Raw genomic sequence first — 18,504 nt, 5'->3', positions numbered from 1 at the left:
CATGGCGTCAGATCGAGATGATCACCTCAAGTGTTCGGGGGCCGTGCACGCCTTCGACGCGGTTGAGTTCGATGTCGCTGGTCGCGGAAGGGCCGCTGATCCAGGTCAGGGGGCGTGCCGGGTCGAGTCGGGCGAGAGCGTCGGGCACGCCGGGGACGATCTGGTCCGCGCGGACGACGCACAGGTGATAGTCGGGGACGAGAGTGAGGGCTCGGCGGCCCATGCCGGCGCCCGCGTCGAGCACGATCGTCCCGGTTTCGGCGATCGCGACGGCGCAGGTGGTGACCACAGCGTCCGCGGTCGTCAGATCCTCGATCGTCGATTCAGCGAGCCAGTCGGCAGGGAATCCTTCGGGGACGACGACCTGTTCGGCTGCTCGTCTGGTCAGCGCGGCGCGGAGGGCGTCGGGCACTTCTGCCGCGTTGACGGTATGGACCACAGCGCGGTAGTCGCGGACTCGTTCGGCGAAATATTCGACTATGTCTTCTCTGTGCGCTCCTGTGCCTTGATAGTTCCGGGGGATCTCCACGTCGGGGGCGTTCGCGACGGCGGAGCGGATCCGGGCGAGGATCACGTCGCGTGAGGTCATCGGGTGCCGCCTTCTGTCTGGTTCCACCAGGCGCGGAAGGAATCTTTGGGGATGTCGGGAAGGTCGCGGGTGTCGGTCCAGGCCGACAGGGGGCCGGGGAGCCGTTTGGGGACCAGTCTCCGCATACGTCCGCCGAAGCGTTGAGCCCGCGCGAGCCGTACCGAACGGTTGAAGACCCAGCCCGCGGCGGCCATGCCCATACGTTCGGTGCGGGGATGTTTGGCTTTTGCCCGTAGATCGATGAGTACGGCTGGGATGTCGATCGCGACCGGGCACACCTCGTAGCAGGCGCCGCAGAGAGAGGACGCGAACGGGAGCGATCGGTCCAGTTCGGTGTTCATGCCGCGCAGCTGTGGTGTGAGAATCGCGCCGATCGGCCCGGGATAGACGGATCCATACGCGTGTCCACCGGCCCGTTCGTATACCGGGCAGACGTTCAGGCACGCCGAGCAACGAATACACCGCAAAGCCTGCCGCCCGACTTCGTCGGCAAGCACGTCGGTACGTCCGTTGTCGAGTAGAACGAGGTGGAAATCTTGCCCTTCGACCGCACCTGTCCACATTGAGGTGTACGGATTCATCCGTTCCCCCGTAGAACTGCGCGGCAACAATTGCAGGAAGACCTCCAGATCCCGCCAGGTCGGGAGCAACTTCTCTATCCCCACGACGCTGATCAGAGTTTCCGGCAGGGTCAGGCACATACGACCATTACCCTCGGATTCCAGGACGACGAGCGTGCCTGTCTCCGCGATCATGAAATTCGCGCCGGAAATCGCGACTTTCGCGCGGAGGAAACGTTCCCGGAGATGCAGTCGCGCCGCCTCGGCGAGGGCCCTTGGCTCATCGGTGAGGCCCGGGGGCACCTTCTCCATGTGCTCCAGGAAAATCTCCCGGATCTCCGCTCGATTACGATGAATCGCCGGAACCAGGATATGTGACGGCCAATCATCCCCAAGCTGCACGATCAGCTCAGCGAGGTCGGTCTCATAGGCCTTGATGCCTTCCACCTCGAGTGCCTCATTGAGCCCGATCTCCTGCGTCGCCATCGACTTGACCTTGACGACTTCGGTCTCGCCGGTAGCTTTGACCAGGTCGGCGACGATACGGTTGGCTTCCTCGGCATCCTTGGCCCAGTGCACCGTCCCACCGGCAGCCGAAACCGCCGCCTCCAACTGCAGCAGATACTCCTCAAGGTTACGAAGCGTATGATCCTTGATCGCCTTACCCGCCTGCCGCAGTTCCGCCCAATCCGGCAACTCCCCGACTACGGCGGCACGTTTACCCCGAATCGTATGCGTAGCCTTCCGAAGATTAAACCTCAACTGCGAGTCTTGTACGGCTTTCGCGGCATTTTTCGGGAATGACGGCATCCCCACGAATGTCTGACTCATCGAGCCCCACCCTCCGTAGCCGCCAGGATCTCCGCCAGATGCATGACCCGAACCCCCGACTTCTGCCGGTGAAGCGTCCCCCCGATATGCATCAAACAAGAATTGTCCGCAGCACAGAGCACTTCAGCCCCCGTCTTCATGACATTTCCCACTTTATCCGCACACATAGCGGCCGAGATATCGCGATTCTTAACCGCAAACGTCCCCCCGAACCCACAACACTCCTCCGCCCCCGGCAACGCCACCAACTCCAACCCTCGCACCCCCTCCAACAACCGCCGCGGCCGATCCCCCAAATGCAACCCCCGCAACGAATGACACGTCGGATGATAAGTCACCCGATGCGGAAAATAGGCCCCCACATCCGTAACCCCCAACACATCCACCAAAAACTCCGAAAGGTCATAAACCTTCGGCACCACCTCATCAACCACCTCACCCCATGCCCTACCTCTCTCCCCACCCACCGGCCCGCCTTTCGAACCCGCCGCAGCCGCCGCCAACCGCGGATACTGCTCGCGAATCATCGCCGTGCACGATCCCGACGGCGTCACCACCGCGTCGTACTCCGCGAACACCTCGGTGAAATGCCGCGCGAGCCGTACCCCCTCGGCCGGATAGCCCGTGTTGACATGCATCTGGCCGCAGCACGTTTGGGCTTGCGGAAACTCCACGTCCACCCCCAGACGGCGCAGCAGGGTGACGACCGCCCGGCCGGTGTCGGGGAAGAGGGTGTCGTTGACACAGGTGATGAACAGTGCGACCCGCACAGGTGCTCCCGCAGGTATGGTCAGACCAAATATGGTCAGACCATACACCGATCCCCCCGAGAGGCCCAGAGTGTCGAAACTCACCGGATCCCGAACTTTTGAGCAGGTTCTCGCCGAGATCGAGCGGCGGATCACGAGATCGGGTCTCACCGTGGGGGACCGCCTCCCGGGCGAACGGCAACTGGCCGAAGAACTGCAGGTCAGCCGATCCTCGGTGCGTGAGGCGTTTCGGGTCCTGGAAACTCTGGGGCTGGTGGAGTGCCAGGTCGGCCGGGGACCCAACGCGGGCGCGATCCTCACCTACGACCCGGACGGCACCCTCACCGACCTGCTCCGACTCAACCTCAGCCTGTCCAGCCTGACCATGCGCGAGGTCATCGACACCCGGCTCATGATCGAGCAATGGTCAGCGGCCCAGGCCGCCCGAATACCCCACGACGCCGAATCCACCGCCAAATCCACCGCCAAATCCACCGCGGCCATGACCGCCGCCCTCGCCGCCATGGACAACGCCACCACCCCGGAAGACTTCGTCCACCACGACATGGCCTTCCACATCGCCCTCACCGACCGAGCCGGAAACACCCTCAACTCGGCCATCATGCGAGCCCTCAGCAACACCCTCCACCAGTACGCGGTCGAAGCCGTCCACCGCTTGGGCCACACCGCCGACCTGCAAACCGACCACCGCCTCATCCACACCGCGATCACCACAGGCGCGCCGACGGACGCCGTGACTGCCGTAACCGAACATCTGGCCCGCGCATATCCGCCTCGAGCCCCCGAGAAGGAACGCGAAAACTGCTAGCCGGCCCTACCAGCCGCCGCACACAACCGCCCTCGAACCCACGAGAAGGGACGCGAGAACTGCTAGTCAGCCCTACCAGCCGCCGCACATAACAACCCTCGGACCCACGAGGAGGGACACGAAAACTGCTAGTCGGTCGTACCAGCCGCCGCGCGTATCCACCCCTGACCCACGAAAATCTGGCCGCGCCAATATAGAACGTGTTCTACTAACAGGCATGGCGAACGATCTGAGGCTGGGACTGAATCTGGGCTACTGGCAGCGGGACGCGACCGACGCGACCGAACTCGTCCAGACCGCAGAACGGCTGGGATACGACTCGGTGTGGACCGCAGAGGCATACGGCAGCGACGCCTTCACCCCCCTCGCCTGGTACGGCGCCCGCACCAGCAGGATCAAACTGGGCACCAGCGTGGTCCAGCTCTCGGCCCGGACCCCGGCGGCCACCGCGATGACCGCGATGACCCTGGACCATCTCACCGGCGGCCGCCTCCTGCTCGGCATCGGCGCCTCCGGCCCGCAGGTCGTCGAAGGCTGGTACGGCCAGCCCTTCCCCCAGCCCCTGGCCCGCACCCGCGAATACGTCGAGATCATGCGCAAGATCTGGCGCCGAGCCGAGCCCGTGACCAGCGACGGCCCGCACTACCCGCTCCCCTACCCAGGCGGCGCCAACCTCGGCAAACCCCTCAAACTCATCACCCACCCACTCCGCCCGGACATCCCCATCTACCTAGGCGCAGAGGGCCCAAAGAACGTCGCCTTATCCGCAGAAATCGCCCAGGGCTGGCTCCCCCTCTTCGTCTTCCCCGAGAAGATCGAATCAATGTACGGCGCCTCCCTCGAACACGCCGCCCCCAGCTTCGACATCGCCGCCATGGTCCTCGTCATCGTCACCGACGACCTCCGCGCCGCCCTCGACGGGGTAAAAATGATGTTGACCCTCTACATAGGCGGCATGGGCTCCAAATCACGCAATTTCCACGCCGACATCATCGGCCGCATGGGCTACGCCGAAGCCGCCGAACACATCCAGGCCCTCTACCTGGCCGGCCGCCGCGACGAGGCCTTCCACGCCATCCCCGACGAACTGGCCGACGGCATCTCCCTCCTCGGCCCCCTCCCCAGAATCCGCGAACGCCTCGACCTATGGCGCAAAAGCCCCGTCACCAACCTCCTCATCATGGGCCCCCACGACGAACCCACCCTCACCGGCATCCGCGACCTCGTCCTCGGCTAATACGCGACGAGACCCCCGCATCCGCAACTTACGGGCAGATGCCTCGCCGCCACCCAACAGAAGTGGCACCCGGCAAATCCCGAAGATCCACGACCTCGTCCTCGAGATAACACGCGGTACCCCCGATAGGAACACGCAGCAGAATGCCGCCGCCGCTCTTGGCGCCGGTGTGGCGAGAACCACCACCAGCGTTAACGGCACCGGATAACGGGGAGCGACGTGTTGAGCGCGCTGGGGCAGCAGGGCGACCCCGCAGTTAACGACACCGGATAACGGCGAGCGACTCCGGCGACCCCTGGGCCCCGATGGACCACCTCTCACGCGACGAGTCCGCCGAGCCACCAGCCGCTCAGAGAGGTTCCCAGCGGTGGCCGTCAGGCGGGAATCACCGGACAGACCGTATATTCCTCGCGTGAAGGTGCTCATCGCCGATGACCAGGAACTCGTCCGTGCCGGTTTTACCATGATCCTCGACGCCCAGCCGGACATCGAGGTGGTCGCCGCGGTCGCCGATGGTGCGGCGGCGGTGCAGGAAGCCCGGCGGTTGCGGCCGGACGTCTGCCTTTTGGACATCCGGATGCCCAAGCTTGACGGTCTCGAAGTCACCCGCGCCCTGGCGGGCCCCGGCGTGCCCGACCCGATGCGTGTGGTCATCGTGACCACGTTCGACCTGGACGAATACGTCTATGGCGCGCTTCGTGCGGGTGCGTGCGGATTTCTGCTGAAGGACAGCGGCCCGGCCCTGCTGATCGAGGCGGTCCGCGCCGCCGCGGCGGGTGACGCCCTGGTTTCCCCGTCTGTGACCGTACGCCTGCTGGCTCATCTGTCCCGCCCGGTCGCCCCCCGGACCACCGGCGAATCGTTGACCGAGCGTGAGCTGGACGTCGTGCGTCTGGTGGCCCGGGGGCGTACCAACCAGGAGGTCGCGGCGGAGCTTTTCGTGTCGCTTTCCACGGTAAAGACGCATCTCAGCAGTATTTTCATCAAACTGGACGCCCGAAATCGGGTGGAGATCGCGGCTTGGGCCTGGGAGTCCGGTGTCATGGCCTGATTAGCGGGAGCTCTGCCGGGATATTAATCAGAAAGTCGTGATCTGGACGGCCTGCGGCGGTGAGTCGCCTGGTCAGCGACTATGCGGCTGTCTGTGGGACGGGTTTCTGGTTAGTACAAGTAAGGCAAGTGCTCGGTGACCGGCTGCGACCGGAGGATGAGCTCGCGTGCCGGGGGGAGAATTCATGCGCTCGCTTCAAAGAGCCGCGACCGGGGTCTACGCCGCCCTCACCGCACAGATCACCGCCACCACGGCACTGGTCATCTTCGAGGAGACCCGCGGTCACCGCCTGGCCCAGCAGCTCGCCTCGTTCGGCGGCGACCCGAACGCGCCGGGGGCCGCCGAGGTGGTCGGCGCGGTCACGGTGTTCGCCATCCTCATGATGATCGTCGTCGCCACTGCCCTGATCGCCGCCGCGACCTACCTGGTCTGGCTCCGCCGGGCCCGCCCCAACTCGTCCGCGACCTCCGTGCTGGCCGCCTGGCTCCTGCCCGGCGTCAACCTGATCATCCCCCCGCTCCTCGCCGACTGGGCCTGGCAGCACACCGACCGCCAGGGCCGCACCCGCTGGCTGACCCTGCTCACCACCTGGTGGACCAGCTGGCTGATCGTCCTGTGGATCCTCCTGATCCACCTCCCCGGCTCCGCCGGCCTGACCGGCCTCGGCCCATCCGAACTGGCGATGATCACCCTCGCCGCGCTGCTCTGCGCCACCACCGTCCGCGAAATAACCACCAGCCGCGTCAAATCCCGCGCGGTCAGCCACACACCCTCCCCCATGGCACAGTTCCGGCGAACCGCAGGTTCCACCAGGAAAATCGCCTAAGCATGAGCCAAGCCGCTCGCCGTTATCCGGCGCCGTTCACGCGGGTGGCGGTCCTCGCCGCACCGGCGCCGAGAGCGATGGCCTGAAAGACCCGGAGGCACTGAAACACGCCGAAAAGGTGAGAGACGGCCTGCCCCTGTCGGGTGTCCCCAGACGTGTTCGCGATCGCGCCGATCCGACGAGCCGCCAGCCAGCTACCCATCTTGTTCCAGGTCCAGCGTGATCAGCCACCGCGAGCTGTCAGGGTGTGGGGCCTGAGCTGCCCATGCTGGCGTGCCACAACACCCGCGGCGGCTCCTTGACCCCCGCCGTAGGCCCGATATCCGCGTACGGCGAGAGCCGATACCCGTTCTCATATCTGATCTGGCGCCCCCCGACCCCGTCTCCCGACCCCGGCCTTTCCGCCAGGACGGTATGCACCGCCTGAATGCCCTGAGCACGCCAGAGCCGGTCGAGATCGGTCAGATTCCAGCAGTGCACGGCCCGCATCGAGATCCCCCGCGCCCCCGTGCGCCGCACCACCCCCCGCGCGACCAGCAGCCACGACCCGAAGACCGTGGACGCGGTATGCCCCTGCACCGACTCGAAGAAGGTCAGATCGACCGGCCCGGTGGAGTCGTCCAGCGTCGTGAAGATGACTCGCTGCCCGGACCGCACGGCGGGCGTCTGGGTCGCCACCTTCACCCCGGCGACCAGGATCTCCGCGCCGTTACGCTGGCGGAGCAGGTCACGCGCCCGGACCACGCCGATCGCGTCGAGCAGCTCGTCGTGGAAGCCGATCACGTGCCGGCTCACGTCCATGCCGAGCACGGCCAGCTCCGCCTCGACCGCCTCCGCCTCGGTCATCTCCGGCAGCTCCCCGGGCGTGATCCGCTCGGCGAACCCCATCGGCAGCTGCACGGCCAGCGCGCTCACCCCGGACCTGGACGCCCGTTCCAGCGCCCCGACCTGGGCGATCAGGTCACGCCTGGTCAACCGCCCGGGCCGCCAGCGGGGCTCCCCGGGCCGCAGGCCGTGCACCGCGTCGAACCCGCCCACCTCGACGATGCGCTCGGCCACCGGCCGGGACGGCCGCGCCCGCGCCCAGAAGTCGGCCATCGACGTATACGGCCGGCCCGCCACCATACGATCCACTTCGGCCTCGCTGATGCCTTTGATCGCGGAGAAGGGCACGCGCAAGCCGTACCCCCGGCCGAACTCCTCGGCGCGGACCGCGCTGGCCCGCGCGTCGCCGGGGCTCGCGGGGCCGAGGTCCTCGGGGCGCACGTTCAGGGTGAGCTTCTCGACCCGCCATTCCCGGTCGGAGTGGTTGATGTCCAGCGGCAGGATGTGCACCCCGCACTGGCGGGCCTCGTCGAGGATCACCCGATTGGGATACATGCCCGGCTCGTGGGTCAGCACGCCGGCGAAGAACGCGGCCGTGTGATGGCGTTTGAGCCAGGCCGACTGGTAGGTGGGCACGGCGAACGCCGCCGCGTGCGCCTTGCAGAAGCCGAACGCGCCGAACGCGTCCAGGATCTGCCACACCTTCTCCACCGTCTCGGCGTCGAACTCGGGCCGCACCCGCAGCTCCCACCAGGCTCGCACCTTGCGCCGCCCGTCAGGGCTGGAGAGGGTCCGGCGGATCTTCTCCGCCTCCGAGAGGCCGCATCCGGTCATCGCGTCCACGATCCGCAGCACCTGCTCGTGGAAGACGACCACCCCGTGCGTCTCCCGCAACGATTCCCGCAGGTCCTGGTGGGGATAGTGGGCCGTCCTGAACCCATGCCGGGACTCCAGGAACGGCGTGACCATGTCCGAGTTGACCGGCCCGGGGCGGAACAGCGAGATGTCCACGATCAGGTCGTGCATGGTGCGCGGTTCCAGCTTGGCGACCAGTTCCCGCTGCCCGGGCGACTCGATCTGGAAACACCCGAGAGTACGGCTGGCGCAGATCATGTCATACGTGGCCACGTCATCCCGGGGCACCTCCTCCAGCGCGAGCTCCTCCCCGTCCACCCGGCGCACCTCGCTCACCGCATACGCCATGGCCGACTGCATGCGCACGCCGAGCACGTCCAGCTTGAGCAGGCCCGCCTCCTCCACGTCGTCCTTGTCGAACTGCGACATCGGGAAGTCCAGGAAGCTGCGCTCGATCGGGGTGCGGCCGCCGAGGCCGGAGTTGCCGATCAGCACGCCGCACGGGTGCAGCGCGATGTGCCGGGGCAGCCCGTCCAGCCGTTCGGCCAGCCGGAACACCGTCTCCAGCGCCCGGTCGTTGAGCCCGCTCCCCCGCAACTCCGGCAGATCGTCCAGCGCGGCCCGGATCTGCCTAGCCCGGACGTGCGGGAACGCCTTGGCGATGGCGTCGATCTCGTGCGGCGGCAGGCCCATCGCGGCGCCCACGTCCCGGATCGCGCTGCGCGCGCGGTAGGTCTCCATCATGGAGACGCAGGCCACCCGTTCCGTGCCGTATCGCTCGAGGATGAGGCGGTAGCAGTCCAGGCGGCGGGCCGACTCCACGTCCACGTCGATGTCGGGCAGGCCGATGCGGCCCTCGGCGAGGAAACGTTCCATCAGCAGGCCGTGCTCCAGCGGGTTCACCTCGCCGATCCTGATCAGGTAGTTGACCAGGCTGCCCGCGCCCGAGCCGCGGATCGCGCAGCGGATGCCATGCGAGCGGATCATGTCCGTGATCCCTGCCACTGCTACGAAATATCCGGACAAGCTTTTCTTTTCGATGATCCGTAGTTCGTCGTCGAGCCGCTGCCTGGCTTCGCGTGAACGATGCAGGCCGCGCTCGTGCAGCCCGTCCTGGCAGCGGTGGCGGAGGAACGGCACCGGGTCCATGCCCACCTCCGGCAGGTGCAGGATCGGATGCCGCTGGTTCAGCAGCGGGACGATCTCGAACGGGTCGAGCGCGGACGCCTCGGCCGTGCGCCGGGTCTCGGCGAGCAGCCGCAGCATCCGGCCCTGGTCGCCGCCGCAGATCCGGGCCGCGACCCGGGCCATCTCGGCGCCGTTTTTGAGGTATGCGTGCGAGGACGGCTGGATATGCCGCCCGTGCAGGGGCACGAGTTTGCGGGCCGCGTCCAGGACGTTGCCGATCTGGTAGTCGGCAGGGTCGAGGTGGCGGACCGCGTTGGTCAGCACGGCGGGGACGCCCAGGCTGTCGGCCAGGGCGAGCAGGCGGGTGGCGGTGGTGGCGTCGCGGTAGCCGTACCGATCGACGAGTTCGACGGCGAGGTTCGGGACGAGGGAGCGCCAGGTGGTGAGCAGGGCTGCGGCCTGGCCGTCGCGGCGGGCGGCCATCGCCCGGCCCACGTCGGAGTCGGGGCCGAGCAGGACCGTCAGGCGGCCGGACTCGGCCAGCATCGCGGGGGTGACGAACGGCGCGCCGCGCTCGCCCGCGTGGTGGGCGGCGGTGATCAGGCGGCACAGGTCGCCCCAGCCGTCGGAGCGGGCCAGCACCACGATCCTGGTCTCCTCGTCCTCCACGGCCAGATCCACGCCTACGATCGGGGCGATTCCCGCCCGGTAGCAGGCCTGGACGTGTTTGATCGCGCCGTAGAGGCCGTCCCTGTCGGTCACCGCGAGCATGTCCATGCCGTGTTCGGCGGCCCGTTTGACCAGGGCGTCCGGGAACGCGGAGCCATATCGCAGCGAATAGGCCGAGGCGACATGCAGGTGACAGAAGCTGGGGTGGAACGTTCCCATCAATCCCACGCCCGGAGCAGGAGCCATGCCTCGCTCGCGGTGTCGAACCGCAACTCGTAGGTGCCGACCTCACGACCGGCGGCGGCCTCGACCCGCCAGAACCGGCGCTCGCCGGGGTCGGTCTCGGAGGTCTTCCACCATTCGCGGGCGACCACCCAGTGGTCAAGGATCTGGCGGACGACATAAAGCCGGTCACGCCAGACAAATCGAGCGGGCTGCCCGTCTCTGACCCATACCTCGATCGGATCGCCATAGAGTCGGCTCACGGTCATTCTCCCTGTGGCTGGCAACTGCCACCCGGGGGAAGACGGGCGGTGCTGTATCGAACATATGTTCTCTGGAGATCGAACGCAAGTTCGGGTTGCCGGAGAATGAGCGTGGGCAAGACCAGATCAGAGGGGAGTCGCATGCGCGCCATCGTCGTTTCCGCTTTTGGCGGATCTTCCGTACTCGACTACACCGAGGCGCCCGACCCGGTGCCCGGGCCTGGCGAAGTGCTGGTGGACGTCGCGGCGGCCGGGGTCAACTACATCGACGTCTACCACCGCGAGGGCCGCTATCCGATGCCGCTCCCGCTGGTGCCGGGCTCCGAGGGCGCGGGCACGGTCGCCCAGGTCGGCCCCGGCGTCGCCGACGTCGTGGTGGGCGACGCGGTGGGCTGGGTGAGCGTGCCGGGTGCGTATGCGGAGAAGGTCGTCATCCCGGCCGATAAGGCGATCCCGTTGCCGCCCGGCGTCAGGCCGGAGCAGGCCGCCACCGTCCTGCTGCAGGGCCTGACCGCCCACTATCTGACCACCTCCACCCATCCGGTGCGGCCCGGCGACACCGTGCTCGTGCACGCGGCCGCGGGCGGGATGGGCCTGCTGCTCACCCAGATGGCCAAGCTGCACGGAGCCCGGGTGATCGGCACGGTGTCCACGCCCGAGAAGGAGAAGATGGCCAGGGAGGCGGGGGCGGACGAGGTGATCGGCTACGACGACTTCGCGACGCGGGTCCGCGGCCTGGTTCCCGACGGCGTGGACGCGGTCTACGACGGCGTCGGCGCGGCCACCTTCGACGGCTCGCTGGCCTCGGTCCGCCCGCGCGGCCTGCTCGCGGTGTACGGCGCGGCCAGCGGCCCGGTTCCCCCCTTCGACCTGCAACGCCTCAACCAGGCCGGTTCCGTCTTCCTCACCAGGCCGTCGCTGGGGCCGTACATGGCGACCCGGGAGGAGCTGCTGGGCCGGGCCTCCGACGTGCTGGGCTGGCTCGCGTCCGGGCAGCTCCACGTGCACGTGTTCGCCCGGCTGCCGCTGGCCGAGGCGGCGCGCGCCCACGACGACCTGGAAGGCCGCAAGACCATGGGGAAGCTGCTATTGATCCCTTGATGTCGGCCAGTCCAGGAGCCGCGCGCCGAGAATGGCCGTCTCCAGGGTGAACCGCTGGGTCGGGTCCTCAGGGGAGAATCCGGTCAGGCGGCGGACCCGCTCCAGCCGGTAGGTGACCGCCCGGGTGCTGATGCCCAGCCTGCGGGCGGCCGCCGTCTGGTTGCCCTGGGCCGCGAAGACCTGCTCCAGCGTGTCAATCAGCGGCTCCGGGCCGCCGCGCGCGTCGAGCAACGGGCTGAGCACGCTGGTGACCAGATCTTCTATGGCCTCCCTGTCCCGCAGCAGCACCGGGAAGACCAGCAGGTCGGCGGCCTTCAGCACGGGCGCGCGCAGTCCCAGCCGGTCGCCCAGGTCGATCGCGTTGCTCGCCTCCCGGTAGGAGGTGACCACGCCGCCCGGGCCCCGATGGGCGCGGCCGATCCCGATCCGCCAGCCCGGCTCGAACCGGGAGCGCACATGATGGGTGAACTCGCCGGTCGCGGCCGTCAGCGTGCCCGGCACCACGCAGACGAGCAGCCCGGACTGCACCGCGATCAGGATGTTGTGCGAGCCGAACCGTGCGATCAGTTCCCGCTCGATCGTGCCGGCCATCGCGTCGGGTATGCCGGTGACCGGGCGCGCCACGGCCACCACGTACGACTCGGCCAGCCTGAGCCCGAAATGTTCGGCTCGTTCGGCCAGCCGTTCAGCCCGGCCCTGGAGCAGGTCGTCGACGAACTCCCTGCGGGCCTCCTCCTCCGAGCGCAGGGCCAGGCGCTGGGCGTCCTCGTACCCCTCGATCAGGGCCGAGACGGCGCGGCGCAGCGCGGGCAGCACGGCGGCCGAGCCGATTTGCTCGGCCTCGCGCAGCGCGGCGTCCACTATCGTGCGCAGGGGAACGCCCTGCTGGGCGGCCTTCGTTCCGGCTGAGCGGTATTCGTCCAGCATCGCCCGGTCGGGCAGCCGGCCAGCTGTCTCTCCGAGCAATCCCATCGGACACTCCGCATCAGACTCCGACATCGCGCCGGTCGAAGGCCAGTGCCGCCGTCAGCAGCAGCACCGCCGTCGCCCCCGCCAGAACAAGGTAGTCGCCGACGGGAAAGCCCTGGTAAATCGGCTTGCCTTCGAGGTAGTAGTGGAACGGCGAAATCCACTTCAGCCACGCTATGGCGGACACGTTCTGGCCGATCGTGACGATCGCGTAGCCCCCGATCGTCCACACCGCGGCCACCGCCGAGGCCAGTCCCTTGCGCCCGGTGGCCGCGCCGACGGCCAGGGTCAGCGTGCCGAAGAAGAGCGCGAGCAGGAGCACGCCGGTGTGGGCGGCCAGGATACGATCCGCCGGCACGCCGACACCCACGTTCGTGGCGACCGCCCAGGCGATCGCATAGGTCAGCACCGCCGCGGCCAGCAGGCCGAGCAGGCCCGCCCCGAAGCGCTGGAGCAGCAGGCGGACACGTTCGATCGGGAGGGTGACGGTCAGCTCCAGCAGGCCGTCCTCCTCCGGCTGGGCGATCGCCCGGTTGCCGATCCCGCAGGCGCAGGCGATGAACAACATCGGGACGAACAGCTGGTAGACCACCGACTGCAGGAATCCGGGACCGCTGGTGAAGTCGGCGAGGCCGCCCATGAGGTCCTTGAGAGCGCCCGGGTATTTGGCGAGGGCGGCCGGGCCGTACACCTCGGGGCTTTCCTTGATGCTCGCGTAGATGCCGATATAGATGGACATGAAGACGCTGATGCCGATGGTCCAGCCGATCAGCAATCGCCGGTACTCACGCAGGCTTTGCATTACCAACGCGGGCATGCCGATCCTCTTCTTCGCTGTAGTAGGTCAGGAAGATCTCTTCCAGGTCGGGTTCCGCGCTGACCAGGTGCACCACGGTGAACCGGGCGGCGGCCTTGATCAGCGCATCGGGGCGGCCGTCGATCGTGCAAGTCACGCTCGCCCCGGCCACCTTCAGATCGCGTACGCCCGGCAGCCCCTCGAACGCCTCCTGCGGCACCGGCGCGTCGAAGTGCAGCTCGATCCGGCGAACCGCCTTCTCGCGGAGCGCGGCCACCTCCTCGACCGCCACCAGCCGCCCGGACCTGACGATCCCCACCCGATCCGAGACATGCTCCACCTCGGCCAGCACATGCGAGGACATCAGCACGGTACGCCCATCGGCGCGCACTTCCCGCACCATCGCCAGGAACTCCTGCTGCACGAGCGGGTCCAGGCCGCTGGTCGGCTCGTCCAGGATCAGGAACTCGGGGCGGTGCATGAAAGCCTGGATCAGCCCGACCTTCTGCTTGTTGCCCTTGGAGAGCTTGCCCATCGGGACCGACAGGTCGGCCTCCAGGCGTTCGGCCAGCTCGTCGATCCTGGCCTGGGCGACGCCGCCGCGGGCGTCCGCCAGAAAGCGCAGGTACTGCCCCGCGCGCTCGCGCCCCGCCAAGGCCAGCTCGCCGGGGAGGTAGCCGATCCTGGCCCGCACCTTCGCGTCCCCGGGGTCGAGGCCGAGCACCGTGGCCCGGCCCCTGGTCGGCCGGATGACGTCCAGGAGGAGCCTGATCGTCGTCGTCTTCCCCGATCCGTTCGGGCCGAGATAACCGAACACCTCGCCCGGCTGGATCGAAAGGTCCAGATCCTCCAGACCTCTACGCTGGCCGTAGAACTTGGTCAGTCCTTCGGCTTCCACTACCGCTGTCATGCCGTAAATGGTGGCCGTCCCGGCCTGCCGCCGACAGGTGCCCAGTTCGACAGTTGCCCGCCGATTGCTTTCGCGGTTCCGGCAACATGCCTATGTTGGGAGACGGAGGATCTGGTGGATATCACTGCGTTCGTGCTGGGTGGGGGCGGGGTGCTCGGAGCCCATGAGGTGGGCATGCTCCGCGCCCTCGCGGAGGCCGGGATCACCCCCGATCTGGTGGTCGGAACGTCGGTGGGCGCCCTCAACGGCGTGCTCCTCGCCGCCTCCCCGGCCGACGCCGTCGACCGGCTCACCGAACTGTGGGGATCTTCCATTGTTCGTACGGCTTTCGCCGGCTCGTGGGTGACCCGGCTGTCCACGCTCGCCAAGACCGGCACCCATTTGCACCCGATCGACCCTTTACGGCGGCTGCTCGGCGCGGCCATCCCCGAGACGTTCGAGGAGCTTCAGATCCCGTTCCAGTGCGTGGCCGCCTCCATCGAGGGCGCCTGCGCGCGCTGGTTCTCCACCGGGCCGCTCGCCGACGCCGTCCTCGCCTCCTGCGCCGTGCCGGGGTTGCTGCCGCCGGTGCGGATCGGTGACGAGCACTACCTGGACGGGGGTCTCGTGCACAGCATCCCCGTCGGGCGTGCCGTGCAGCTCGGCGCGCGGCGGATCTTCGTGCTGCATGTGGGGCGGATCGAGCGCCCGCTGACCCCGCCTAGCAAGCCGTGGGAAGTCGGGCTTGTCGCCTTCGAGATCGCCCGGCGTCATCGTTTCACCGAGGAAATGGCCTCCCTGCCCGACGATGTCGAGGTGCATGTCATGCCGGCGGGCTTCAACGGCAGGCCAGGCCTGTCCGATCTGCGCTACCGCGATTCCTCCCGGATCGGGGATCACATCGCGCGCGCGTACCACTCCTCGACGGCCTACCTGTCCACGCTGACCAGTCCGTCCTCACCATGACCGCGTCACACCCGGCGCGGCCAGGAGTTCGCCGCCAGCACATCGTTATCCGGCCGGATGCCGCCGGGAGTTAGGAGCCGGTCATGGTGCCGCCCCGGATTATCCGGCGCCTGATCTTCGCGCCCTTGGTGATCGCGCTGACGCTGGCCGTCATCGTGACCCTGCCGATCTGGCTGCTCGTCGCCTTCCTGGCCTCCCTCCACCTGCCGCCCCCGCAACGGCGGGGAATGCGGCTCATCGCCTTCGCGGTCATCTGGCTGGCCCTGGAATCCGCCGCCCTGATCGCCTGCCTCGGGCTGTGGATCGCGAGCGGCTTCGGCGGCCGCATCCATGTCGAGGTCAACCAGGAACGCCACTACGCGCTGATCCGCTGGTTCCTGTCCCGCATCTACGCCGCCGCCGTACGGATCTTCCGGCTCTCGGTCGACATCGACGAACCCGAGCTCACCCCCGAGGAAGCCTCCCGCCGCCTCACCCGCCCGGTGATCGTCCTCTCCCGCCACGCGGGCCCCGGCGACTCGTTCCTCCTCGTCTACCACCTCCTGGCCCGGTACGGCAGACGCCCCCGCATCGTCATGAAAGCGGCCCTGCAACTCGACCCATCCCTCGACGTGGTCATCAACCGATTACCCAACGCCTTCGTCCCCCGCAAAATCGCTGAAAGCGGCATCATCCACGAAATCCAACGCCTCTCCGCCGGAATGAACCCCGTCGACGCCCTGGTCATCTTCCCGGAGGGCGGCAACTTCACCCCCCACCGCCGCCACCGCGCCATCGGCCGCCTCCGCGAGAAGGGCCTCCGCGAGGAAGCCGCCCGCGCCGAATCCCTCGACCACCTCCTCCCGCCCCGCCCCAACGGCGCGATCGCCGCCATCGAGTCCTGCCCCACGGCGGATGTCGTCTTCGTGGCGCACACCGGCCTGGACGACCTGATCACGGTCGGCGACGTGTGGCGAAAGCTCCCCGCCCATGCTCATATCCGCGCCAAATGGTGGCGTTACCCCTCGGACCAGGTCCCCCGCACCCGCGAAACCCAAATCACCTGGCTCTTCGACCAGTGGACCCAAATCGACAACTGGATCACCGAGAACCGGGCTGTCCAATCGACGCCTAAATAGCCTTCTATTCGTGCGGGGGCGTGCCGGAGGCATCGCGGCGGAGGTGTTCCCGCCCCCTCCGTTACCGGATCGCCGAACCTTCTTCTGGGCGCATCCTCCGGAGGGTGAGGGCGCGCCGACGACGTAGCGCGGCCGTGCGAACGAAGGAGTCGGCGATGTTGAGGTGGGGGAACGGCTCGTCGGGGATTTCGACGTCGAGAAAATCGCACAAGGGCTGCCACCCTTGCCGCACGTCGAACACCAGCAGGCGGTCAGGGGCAATTGCCCGCTGCACGGCCTTGTTGTGTCGCTGGAAGATTTCCATGGCGAATTCAGGCTCATCGAAGCGGCTCTCGAATGTGTCCTTCCAGATCAGACGCTCGCACAAGGCCCGCCGACGCCGCAGGGACGGATAGAGCCGTTCCTCCAGGCGCATGATCACGCCCTCGATGCCGGGCTGTTTAGCCATGTATCGATAGATGGTTTCGCGGGCGCTCGCATACCAGCTTTCGGGGTCACGGACCGTGAGCACCACCTTGGCATCCGAATACGTGTCCGCCAGATCGCGCCAGAACGAGCACACCGGCCAATCGACAGCCGACCGGTATCCCGCCAGCAGGTCCTTCCAGTCCACCTCCTCGCCTCGCACCACGGCCTCCCACCGAGGGATCGACCCGGGATGCTCCCCCAGGGAGGACATGTGATGACACGGACCGTATCCAAGCCGCACCAGAGCCGCTTGCAGGGAGTACGTACCGGTCCGCCCCATACCAGCGCCGATGATCTCCACCATGGGGACACTCCTCCGTGGATCCACGATGTGCGGTCGCCTGTTGTACGCACGAACCAGCGCTCCGGGATTCACCAACAGGCACTCGACCCTGGGCAGACAGCTTGCGCTATCCCTCCAACCAGGTACGACGACATTCGCGCCCCGCATCTCGACGATCTGCTAATTCGGCTGCTGCTAGCAGCTAATTAGCAGCTAACACGTCAACAATTAGCAGGTGATCATGAAACATCCGCGCCTGCCGCCGGAATGGAGGGAGCGCATCGGCCTGATCTTCCCCCTATGTCCTAGCGCTTCAGACCACGCCCGTCCTTTACCTGCCCTGGGTATGAGCTGCGATCGCGTACGCGATCTGGAGAGCCGGAGGCTGCTGGTCCGTATCGCTCAGGGACGCGCCATGCCTGGATCCCCTCGGCTGGCCTTGCCGGTCTTTCGGTTCCTGAGAATCTGGCGCGGACGCTTACGTACGTCTTACTCGTGTCCTATTTCAATCGGCTTTGGATGGAAGGGGTGAGCAATGAATGATCCTGAGTTCAGGCCGGCTGAGGTTCTGGGCTATGAGCCTGTTCGGCGGCCCAGGAATCGGGTCCTGATCGCTGGGGTGGCGGCGGCGTTAACCGTGGTCACGGGGGTTGGGGTGGCTGCGGCTGCCTCGTCGCCTACGCCGAGCGAGAGTGGGTCGCCGGTGCCGAGTGAGAGTGGGACGCCTTCGGGGACTCCGAGTCCTGGGGTGCCTTCTGAGAAGCCGGGGAAGATCTGGGGGCCGATGAGGGGAGGGATGTTCGGGGCGGTTCATGGTGAGTTCGTGGTGCCCAAGGAGGGGGGCGGTTTCCAGACCGTTTCCACTCAGAACGGGACGGTGACGGCGGTTGATCAGGCGTCGGTCACGGTTCGTAGTGAGGACGGGTTCTCGCGGACCTATACGATCGCGGACACGACGCGGGTCAACGGCGGTCGCGAGGGGATCGACTCGATCGAGGTCAATGACCAGGTGACCGTGCTCGCGACGGTGGAGGCCGGGAAGGCGACGGCCACGATGGTGATCAACATGACGCGTCCGGAGTGGCCTGGCTGGGTCGGTCCTCGCGGTGGCGACCTCGAGTGGGGGCCCGGCCCGGAATTCCGCAAGCGGTTCCCCGACGGCGTGCCCGGGGAAAGGCTCAAGCGTTTCCCGTCAGACTCCGAGCCCGTCCCTGATTCCGCGAAACCGGAAACGGTCACCCCCACGCCAACGGCCTGATTCACCAGCCGCCGCGGGAGGC

At 67.5% G+C, this 18,504-nt stretch carries 17 protein-coding genes; 8 read left to right on the top strand and 9 right to left on the bottom strand.

All coding sequences use genetic code 11. The features are described 5' to 3' along the window. Positions 1 to 7 precede the first annotated feature (7 nt). From Aple_RS39665 to Aple_RS39655, 3 genes are read right to left on the bottom strand one after another with little or no spacing between them, the layout of a single operon-like run. Complete coding sequence (locus Aple_RS39665) at positions 8 to 589, bottom strand: LutC/YkgG family protein (protein ID WP_155349918.1); 582 nt, start codon at positions 587 to 589, stop codon at positions 8 to 10. Beyond that, positions 586 to 1,980: a lactate utilization protein B gene (locus Aple_RS39660; RefSeq protein ID WP_155349917.1), complete on the bottom strand. Its 1,395-nt coding sequence runs from the start codon at positions 1,978 to 1,980 to the stop codon at positions 586 to 588. The genes Aple_RS39665 and Aple_RS39660 overlap by 4 nt, the downstream gene beginning before the upstream one ends. Further along, positions 1,977 to 2,750, bottom strand: a complete 774-nt coding sequence (locus Aple_RS39655; protein ID WP_155349916.1) for a (Fe-S)-binding protein — start codon at positions 2,748 to 2,750, stop codon at positions 1,977 to 1,979. The genes Aple_RS39660 and Aple_RS39655 overlap by 4 nt, the downstream gene beginning before the upstream one ends. Before the next feature lie 70 nt (positions 2,751 to 2,820). On the opposite strand from Aple_RS39655, the gene Aple_RS39650 reads away from it, so the two are divergent. The 4 genes from Aple_RS39650 (at position 2,821) to Aple_RS39635 (ending at position 6,672) form a co-directional block, all read left to right on the top strand. Continuing rightward, positions 2,821 to 3,558, top strand: a complete 738-nt coding sequence (locus tag Aple_RS39650) for a FadR/GntR family transcriptional regulator (RefSeq protein ID WP_246265068.1) — start codon at positions 2,821 to 2,823, stop codon at positions 3,556 to 3,558. 217 nt (positions 3,559 to 3,775) lie between these two features. After that, positions 3,776 to 4,795 carry an LLM class F420-dependent oxidoreductase gene (locus tag Aple_RS39645; protein WP_155349914.1) on the top strand — a complete coding sequence of 340 codons (1,020 nt, stop codon included), beginning with the start codon at positions 3,776 to 3,778 and terminating at the stop codon, positions 4,793 to 4,795. Between the two features lie 418 nt (positions 4,796 to 5,213). Further along, the gene (locus Aple_RS39640; RefSeq protein WP_155349938.1) at positions 5,214 to 5,846 is read left to right on the top strand and encodes a response regulator; all 633 of its coding nucleotides are present in this window, start codon (positions 5,214 to 5,216) and stop codon (positions 5,844 to 5,846) included. A 184-nt stretch (positions 5,847 to 6,030) separates the two neighbouring features. Beyond that, complete coding sequence (locus Aple_RS39635) at positions 6,031 to 6,672, top strand: hypothetical protein (protein ID WP_155349913.1); 642 nt, start codon at positions 6,031 to 6,033, stop codon at positions 6,670 to 6,672. Positions 6,673 to 6,912: 240 nt separating this feature from the next. Here Aple_RS39635 and Aple_RS39630 read toward each other — a convergent pair whose 3' ends face one another. Then, complete coding sequence (locus Aple_RS39630; RefSeq protein ID WP_155349912.1) at positions 6,913 to 10,368, bottom strand: DNA polymerase III subunit alpha; 3,456 nt, start codon at positions 10,366 to 10,368, stop codon at positions 6,913 to 6,915. Beyond that, positions 10,368 to 10,640: a DUF6504 family protein gene (locus tag Aple_RS39625; RefSeq protein ID WP_155349911.1), complete on the bottom strand. Its 273-nt coding sequence runs from the start codon at positions 10,638 to 10,640 to the stop codon at positions 10,368 to 10,370. The genes Aple_RS39630 and Aple_RS39625 overlap by 1 nt, the downstream gene beginning before the upstream one ends. 135 nt (positions 10,641 to 10,775) lie before the next feature. Between Aple_RS39625 and Aple_RS39620 the strand changes: the two genes are divergently transcribed. Continuing rightward, complete coding sequence (locus tag Aple_RS39620) at positions 10,776 to 11,735, top strand: quinone oxidoreductase family protein (protein WP_155349910.1); 960 nt, start codon at positions 10,776 to 10,778, stop codon at positions 11,733 to 11,735. Here Aple_RS39620 and Aple_RS39615 read toward each other — a convergent pair. From Aple_RS39615 to Aple_RS39605, 3 genes are read right to left on the bottom strand one after another with little or no spacing between them, the layout of a single operon-like run. Then, on the bottom strand, positions 11,721 to 12,707 hold the full coding sequence (locus Aple_RS39615; protein WP_246265067.1) for a PucR family transcriptional regulator: 987 nt from the start codon (positions 12,705 to 12,707) through the stop codon (positions 11,721 to 11,723). The two genes, Aple_RS39620 and Aple_RS39615, sit on opposite strands and share 15 nt — an antisense overlap. Before the next feature lie 13 nt (positions 12,708 to 12,720). Further along, positions 12,721 to 13,521: an ABC transporter permease subunit gene (locus Aple_RS39610; protein WP_155349908.1), complete on the bottom strand. Its 801-nt coding sequence runs from the start codon at positions 13,519 to 13,521 to the stop codon at positions 12,721 to 12,723. Then, the gene (locus Aple_RS39605; RefSeq protein ID WP_155349907.1) at positions 13,490 to 14,410 is read right to left on the bottom strand and encodes an ABC transporter ATP-binding protein; all 921 of its coding nucleotides are present in this window, start codon (positions 14,408 to 14,410) and stop codon (positions 13,490 to 13,492) included. Before Aple_RS39605 ends, Aple_RS39610 begins: the two co-directional genes overlap by 32 nt. A 114-nt stretch (positions 14,411 to 14,524) precedes the next feature. Here Aple_RS39605 and Aple_RS39600 point away from each other — a divergent pair, with 114 nt between their 5' ends. Both Aple_RS39600 and Aple_RS39595 read left to right on the top strand, forming a co-directional pair. After that, positions 14,525 to 15,355 (top strand): patatin-like phospholipase family protein, encoded by an 831-nt coding sequence (locus Aple_RS39600; RefSeq protein ID WP_155349906.1) that lies wholly within the window; start codon positions 14,525 to 14,527, stop codon positions 15,353 to 15,355. An 83-nt stretch (positions 15,356 to 15,438) separates the two neighbouring features. Further along, entirely contained in the window at positions 15,439 to 16,473 is a 1,035-nt protein-coding gene (locus Aple_RS39595; protein WP_155349905.1) for a 1-acyl-sn-glycerol-3-phosphate acyltransferase, read from the top strand. Positions 16,474 to 16,534: 61 nt separating this feature from the next. Here the strand turns inward: Aple_RS39595 and Aple_RS39590 are convergent, their stop codons facing one another. Next, on the bottom strand, positions 16,535 to 17,245 hold the full coding sequence (locus Aple_RS39590; protein WP_170321902.1) for a sulfotransferase family protein: 711 nt from the start codon (positions 17,243 to 17,245) through the stop codon (positions 16,535 to 16,537). A 775-nt stretch (positions 17,246 to 18,020) separates the two neighbouring features. On the opposite strand from Aple_RS39590, the gene Aple_RS52910 reads away from it, so the two are divergent. Beyond that, the gene (locus tag Aple_RS52910) at positions 18,021 to 18,482 is read left to right on the top strand and encodes a hypothetical protein (RefSeq protein ID WP_174889934.1); all 462 of its coding nucleotides are present in this window, start codon (positions 18,021 to 18,023) and stop codon (positions 18,480 to 18,482) included. Positions 18,483 to 18,504 lie beyond the last annotated feature (22 nt).

Source organism: Acrocarpospora pleiomorpha (assembly GCF_009687885.1).
In the GTDB taxonomy this organism is placed as follows: Bacteria; Actinomycetota; Actinomycetes; order Streptosporangiales; family Streptosporangiaceae; genus Acrocarpospora; species Acrocarpospora pleiomorpha.
The sequence above is the reverse complement of the archived record's forward strand: the minus strand, read 5'-3'. Positions and strand labels throughout refer to the sequence as shown.